At 57.5% G+C, this 6,335-nt stretch carries 4 protein-coding genes and 3 pseudogenes; 3 read left to right on the top strand and 4 right to left on the bottom strand.

The window, feature by feature from the left end; genetic code table 11:
• Positions 1–195: 195 nt before the first annotated feature.
• The 4 genes and pseudogenes from IVB36_RS20660 to IVB36_RS20675 form a co-directional block, all read right to left on the bottom strand.
• Positions 196–453: pseudogene (locus tag IVB36_RS20660) on the bottom strand (transposase); the annotation flags it as partial.
• Positions 454–908: 455 nt separating this feature from the next.
• Positions 909–1,751 carry a hypothetical protein gene (locus tag IVB36_RS20665; protein WP_247392856.1) on the bottom strand — a complete coding sequence of 281 codons (843 nt, stop codon included), beginning with the start codon at positions 1,749–1,751 and terminating at the stop codon, positions 909–911.
• Positions 1,752–2,387: 636 nt separating this feature from the next.
• Positions 2,388–3,428, bottom strand: coding sequence for an IS630 family transposase (locus IVB36_RS20670; RefSeq protein WP_247392857.1), 1,041 nt, complete (start codon positions 3,426–3,428; stop codon positions 2,388–2,390).
• Positions 3,429–3,528: 100 nt separating this feature from the next.
• Positions 3,529–4,658 (bottom strand): annotated as a pseudogene (locus tag IVB36_RS20675) (IS630 family transposase).
• Between the two features lie 187 nt (positions 4,659–4,845).
• Here IVB36_RS20675 and IVB36_RS20680 point away from each other — a divergent pair.
• The 3 genes and pseudogenes from IVB36_RS20680 to IVB36_RS40165 form a co-directional block, all read left to right on the top strand.
• The gene (locus tag IVB36_RS20680; protein ID WP_247392858.1) at positions 4,846–5,022 is read left to right on the top strand and encodes a helix-turn-helix domain-containing protein; all 177 of its coding nucleotides are present in this window, start codon (positions 4,846–4,848) and stop codon (positions 5,020–5,022) included.
• Positions 5,023–5,184: 162 nt separating this feature from the next.
• Positions 5,185–5,769 (top strand): NYN domain-containing protein, encoded by a 585-nt coding sequence (locus tag IVB36_RS20685; protein ID WP_247392859.1) that lies wholly within the window; start codon positions 5,185–5,187, stop codon positions 5,767–5,769.
• A gap of 287 nt (positions 5,770–6,056) precedes the next feature.
• Positions 6,057–6,146: pseudogene (locus IVB36_RS40165) on the top strand (cytochrome BD quinol oxidase subunit I); the annotation flags it as partial.
• Positions 6,147–6,335 lie beyond the last annotated feature (189 nt).

A 6,335-nucleotide genomic window follows, 5' to 3' on the forward strand; every position in this document is an offset into this window, starting at 1 on the left:
CAGTCGATCGGCGCGCCGTAAACCCTGTGCAAAAAAGCGGGCTTCGAGCCCGAACCATTTATCTGGGAACGGCACGCGCGGATCTCATCATCGCCTGGCCGCAACAGCGGCCCACTTGCAAGAGGCCGGATACATTTGTGCAGACTGCATCGTCCTCATTAAACGACCTTGCACGGGCGGGGCGGGTCATACATTTTTTGAAAGGAGCTCCCGAAGGGCGGCCGCATCGAGCATCTGCTCGGCTAGAAGCTTCTTCAGCTTCGCGTTCTCCTCCTCCAGGGCCCTCAGCCGCTTCGCCTCGGAAACGTCCATGCCGCCGAATTTGGCCTTCCAATTGTAGATCGTCGCTTCGGAGACACCGTGCTTGCGAGCAAGATCGGTCGTCTTCGCTCCGGCCTCATGCTCCTTCAACACCGCGATAATCTGCTCTTCTGTGAACCTTGCTGGCTTCATCTGTCCGTCCTTCTTCAGGCCGGACTCTAACTCCTTCTGGCGGAAATACTCAGTGGTAGGTCACGTCTGGCCCTGCGATCACGAGACCTCGAATTCTTAACCTATGTCCAACCCGAAGGGGGCTTCGCCAAGCTCATCGCCCTCGGTGAGCAGAACTCTGATAGTCGCCAAAACCTCCGCCGGACCCCCCTTTATATTTTGACGAGCGGCTAAAAGGAGATGACGGTCGCGGAGCGCTTGACTCTTGCACACCATGAACCAGAAATCCTACCCCCCGCAAAACCGTTCAATTTGTCTCACAAGCCCTGACGGCGAACACATCGCCGCTGCGATGCTCTGGATTAATAGAGCCGTCAACGCGACTTAGCTTTCCCAAGGTGAATGGCTTTCAACATAGAGCGGTCAGCTTCCAACTAAGAAACCGGTTCAAGCGGTCCCGCCACGCGGGGTCCATTTCACCGCATCCTATTGCCGGGAGGCGCGGTCGGCGGCATACCGCAACTGGATGTATCGAGCATCTGATGCTCATGATGTGCTTTTAAAGCGAGCCATTCCGTCCAGGAAATGGCATCCGCTTTTTCAAGAGGTTGTTCTTTTGCATACTGAAAAAATGTGTCCATTAGCTCGCTTTTTTCGTTCCGCAACACCTCCTTTATCGCCTTGCTTGTTGTAGATTCGTCGCGCCTTCTTAATCCCATCTGGCGTTCTATGATATGTGCACATTGCACTTTGTCGGAATTGTGCAACATGTCTGCCAGGGTCATCAGCAGCGTTGTACGCCCCATGCCGCCCCGGCAATGAACATGCAAATGAACATCACCCGTATGAGCGACGTTTCGCAACTCCGATACAAGTTTATCTATTTCAGCATCGGTAGGGCGCGCATGATCTGGTGTCGGAATGCGCAGATACGCCGCACCCTTTCTTTTAACTAATTCCTCTTCCGTTTCTATTTTCACTTCACCGAAGTCGAGAACCTTTGGAGGCGCCGAAGAAGCCTTTCCTTTTACGACACTCCCGGATTGTATGGTCAGACCAAAAGGAAATTTAGTCGGTAGTTTTGCGAGCTTCTTTGCCTCCTTCGCGGGAATAATGTCAGCAGGCTTTTCCACGTTACCCCAATTATGATTATCTGCAGCAAACCAGGATATTGGTTCTCCATTTGCGAATCCATGGAACTCTTGCCTAGTATCTATAATGACGAGCCGTTTTGGATGTGTCAGTGTAATTAGTTGTTCTAGCTGCCGCTCAGAAATTTGTTCACTTCCAGACAAGTTTAAACCGTGAAACCCGGTCAATTCGCATCTCTCCAACCCAGATGTATCGGATGTGGCGCGAAATCTAGAGGGTTCAATCTTGTCATATACAAGTGTTGGCGGATTTTGGCCGGGTATTTTCTTCGGTATTGTTGTCGGTGGAATTCTAAATGGCTTGCGTGACTCAACGCTCGATGAGGCTGGAGCGCGAGCGCCGAGGTCAGCATCTGGCGGCGGCATCTGATATGAAAGACCGACAGGCTTGCTGGGACCACACCGCATAAGTCTCTCCTTTGAATAGCATAAAGATAGCCCCATCGAAATCACGCAGGCTAGGTACGGTAGGTCGCCTCCAGCACTGAACGGAGCGTGCACTCCGAGGCGGGGCAAACCAGCACGAGCGAGCGCGCTGCGTTCCGCATCCTGACACGGCAATACAAATCCTTCACCTACCTGCTTGCGTAGGGAGCGGTGGCGCTGTTTAACACTACTCGGGCCGCCTCCATGCGCGCGGAAGCCATCCTGCGCGGGCTGATCCACGGCTAGGCCAGCGTTTTTTTGGTTCGAATCATATCCAAGCGGCCTCGGCGAGTCTGTAGGACCAGGTGTGGACAACCGGATGGCGATTGACGTCGTCGATGCCGGCCATGATGCGCTCCTTGAGCTCGTGTTTTGAGGTCACGCGGATGTGGCGCAAGACAGACCGGGCAACTTGGAGAAGAAGCCTTCGATGAGGTTGAGCCAAGAGCCGTGTTTGGGCGTGAACGTAAACTCGAAGCGCCCTGGTCGTCGTGTTTCGAGCCAGGTTCTGGTTTCTTTCGAGATGTGCGCGGAATGATTGTCGAGGATCAGCTTGATCGCGGTGCCGGCCGGATAGGCGGCATCGAGAAGCTTGAGGAATTCGATAAACTCGCGGCTGCGGTGGCGGTCCCTGACGAGCGCGTGGACCTTCCCGGTGAGTAAATCGATCCCAGCCAACAGGCTGAGCGTGCCATGACGTTTATACTCATGATCGCGCGCAAAGGTGGCGTGGACGCCCGGCACTGGTGGCAAATCCGGTGCCATCGTCGCGATGGCTTGGATCCCCGGCTTCTCGTCGTAAGAGACGATCGTGACCGGCTTCTTTGATTTCTTCGGCCTGGCTGCGGCCTTTTTTAGGATCTGGACCTCGCGATAGACACACAGGACCTCCGCCATCTTCTGCTCGAACTCGCCGTCGCGACGTTCCAGATAGTAGCGCACTTTATGCGGCTTGATTTCCTCCTGGCCGAGAAGCTTGCACACCGTGCCCTGAACCAGACGGGCGAGAGATGGATGTCCGGCCGCCGGCCCGTGCTCGCGCGCATGGCGCGCCAGCAGCCGTGTCGTCCACAGTTCGTGCGGATAGCCGTGCTCCTTGGCCTTGTCGCACGCCAAAGACACCAGCCAGGCCTTGGCCTCCGGCGTGATCACCGGCTCCTTGCCCGGCCGTGGTCGGTCGTCGAGTGCCGCCAGCGCGCCATAAGCGACCGCCCGCTCAACGCAGCGCTGCACCGTCTGATGATGCACGCCAAGTCTTCGTCCCACGGCAAAGAACGATGGGTTCTCTCGGTAGGCCAGCAGCATCGTGGCCCGTGACACCCGGCTCGCCGGCTCGGATCGAGATCGCGAAAGAGCCGTCAACGCTTCAATTTCCGCCTCGCTCATCGCCAGCTCAACTGCTTGCCGCCATGTCGCCATGATACCAATCCTCGTTCAGCCAATCTCAAACGAGGAAGCCCCCAGCATGCGTTCAGTTCCGTGAGGGCTGGTTTCATGGAATCGATCGTCTAGTAGCTCGTCACAGTGATTTTGACTCTTTGGGTATGCCTGGATAGGCGCGCCCCAGTTTGGTGCGAGCTTTGTCCGTTGTGAACATCCAGTTACACGGGCGCGAGTTTTGTTTCGCTGCCGCTCCCATGCTGCGATCTCGCTTCTGAGGCGTTTTGAATCGTCGATCCGGCGGCCGAGACACTGCCCTTGGAGCACGCCGATCTCGATCTCGACCATATTGAGCCAACTGGCGTGTTTCGGGGTGTAGTTGGAATCGAGGCGGCGCAGGATGCGGCGGGCCTCGGCGGGGGCAAAGGCCTGGTAGAGGGCGCCGGGGGCATGGATCGACAGATTGTCTTGCACGACACGGATGCAGGCGGCCTTGGGGTAATGGACATCGACGAGTTCGCGCATGCAGTGAGCATAATCCACGGCGGTGCGCCGTTCGGTGACTTTGACCTTGCGCCAGGCCCGATGCGGATCGAAGGCGACCAAGAGATTGACGGTCCCGTTGCGGCGGTACTCGTAATCGTAACGCTCGCGCTTTCCCGGCTCGGGTGGAATTGGCTGGCGCACTTCGCCGATGAGCTGAACGGGGGTTTCATCGAAGCAGACCAGCGGCCGCTTGAGATCAGGCGCTTCAGCGTAGAGATCGAGCACATCTTCCATGCGGGCGACGTATTCGCCATCGACATGGGGAATGCACCACATGTCCCCTGCGCCACGACTTGAGGTCATTATCGGCCAGCCGGCGGCGCACGGTCTTGCCTGACAGGCTGTCATGATCGGTGAGCTTGACCATCACGTCGGCGAGCAGCGCCAGCGTCCAGCGCCTTCGACCGGCGGGCGGCTTGGCGCATGCGGTTGCCATCGGCAGGGCTTCCTCCTTGCCGGTCAGCTTGCGCTCCGCACCGCGAAGCGACTCCTCACTCAAGGCCCGATCGAGATTGCCTTCCACGAAGCGGCGTTTGATCCGATAGACAGTGGAGGCGCTTATTCTGACGGTCCGGGCAATCTCCTCGCCGCGGCTGCCGATATCGGCCGCCAGCAAAATCTGGGCCCGCTTGAGTTTGCGAGCGGCATGCTTGCCGTTGCTCAGCATCGCCGTCAGCTCCTCTCGCTGGCTTGGCTCAATTCGATCCGGTACCGTACATTCATCGTTCGGCTCCCTGTCGGAGGCTCCGGACGAGTCGATCCATGAGCCAAAAATCAGGCGCCCCGAGACTCTAACTGCCGCTGGATGAAAGTTCAGTGAGGTCACACGGTTTACCGAGAAGCAGGGCCATTATCTGGCTTTCATCTATACTACTCGCACATGTTCGGACGGCCACCCGCCGAAGCCGACATGCAGCGTCACTTCGGTGTTAGCCCGCCCTCAGTCCATCAGATGATCGTCACGCTCGAACGTAACGGCCTCATTCGACGTCAAGCCGACACCCCCAGAAGCATCGAAATCCTCATGGCGCCAGAAAACTTGCCGATCCTAAGCTGGCTCGGTATCAAACCGTCAAAATCACTGTGACGAGCCATTAGACGCGCTGCTTGCCGGATCCGGCAGTGGGACCGAACACTGGACTGTCGTCGCGTCCCTGGTCGAGACCTGTCTATGCCGCGCTCGGCATAGGCAGGTATCAGGATGGCAGTTGAAGAGCGGGGCTCGGCATCGCTCATTGGAGGGACGCTAATGGCAGATTACCCGGTCAGCAAAACCGCTCTGTTCATCGATGGACTAAACTTGCACGCGACTTCGCGGGCGCTCGGATTCGATGTCGATCACAAACGCTTTCTACGACAGAGCGGGAGCCAGGGAAGCATCGTAAGAGCCTTTTATTATACCAGAACGATTGAGGGCCACGAATTTTCGTCAGCCCGTCGGTTGATCGACTGGCTGGAATACAATGGCGTCACCGTCGTCACGAAGCCAATCAATGAGTTCGTTGACGCGAGCGGCCGGCGCAAGGTCAAATACAGCATGGCTGTCGATCTTGCGGTCGATGCCATGGAGCTTGCCGATCAAGTCGACCAAATGGTACTAGTCTCGGGCGATGGCAATTTCCGCTCGCTCGTTGAAGCCGTACAACGGCGGGGTGTCCGGGTAACTGTGATCTCGACGCTGGCGGCTCGGTCGGCAATGGTTGCCGACGAACTGCGTCGCCAACCTGACGCTTTTATCGAGCTGGTCGATCTTCGGCCGAAGATCGCCCGCATCGTCGCTGCGCCGCGGGTACGACCAAACGTTCGAGATCCTGTACCCAACGAGCTGACCTAAAATCGAGAGAGTTGTGAACGATCGCTATTCAGCCGGAACGCGCAGGGCGGCATTATTTTCGGTCAGTATCTGGCCCCCGACACCCTGCGTCGCATCAGGGGCGCGCCGACGTGCGTCACGCCTTCTAGCCCGGCGCGGAAGCGATGCGAAGGCGCTCTGGTCTCGGCGTTCAGTAAATAGAGTTTCTCTTTCTATAACCTCCATCAGCGGTGGCGGTGACACAATTTGGTGCCACGCAGTTTGGGGGCAGTTGGGTGATGCCAGACGTGATGGCCGCGGCCTTAACGCTGGAGGACGAGAACACACGGCTGAAGCGGCTCTTGGCCCACGCCATGCTGGACAATGCTGCCTTAAAGAACCTCGTGGGAAAGAATGTATGACCCGCCCCGCCCGTGCAAGGTCGTTTAATGAGGACGATGCAGTCTGCACAAATGTATCCGGCCTCTTGCAAGTGGGCCGCTGTTGCGGCCAGGCCATGATGAGATCCGCGCGTGCCGTTCCCAGATAAATGGTTCGGGCTCGAAGCCCGCTTTTTTGCACAGGGTTTACGGCGCGCCGATCGACTG

This window comes from Bradyrhizobium sp. 35 (genome assembly GCF_023073215.1).
Classification (GTDB): domain Bacteria; phylum Pseudomonadota; class Alphaproteobacteria; order Rhizobiales; family Xanthobacteraceae; genus Bradyrhizobium; species Bradyrhizobium canariense_D.

Bases quoted from the DNA above. Each gene is read 5' to 3' on its own strand.
- IVB36_RS20670 (WP_247392857.1), bottom strand. From the start codon at position 3,428: ATGGCGACATGGCGGCAAGCAGTTGAGCTGGCGATGAGCGAGGCGGAA.
- IVB36_RS20680 (WP_247392858.1), top strand. From the start codon at position 4,846: ATGCAGCGTCACTTCGGTGTTAGCCCGCCCTCAGTCCATCAGATGATC.
- IVB36_RS20685 (WP_247392859.1), top strand. From the start codon at position 5,185: ATGGCAGATTACCCGGTCAGCAAAACCGCTCTGTTCATCGATGGACTA.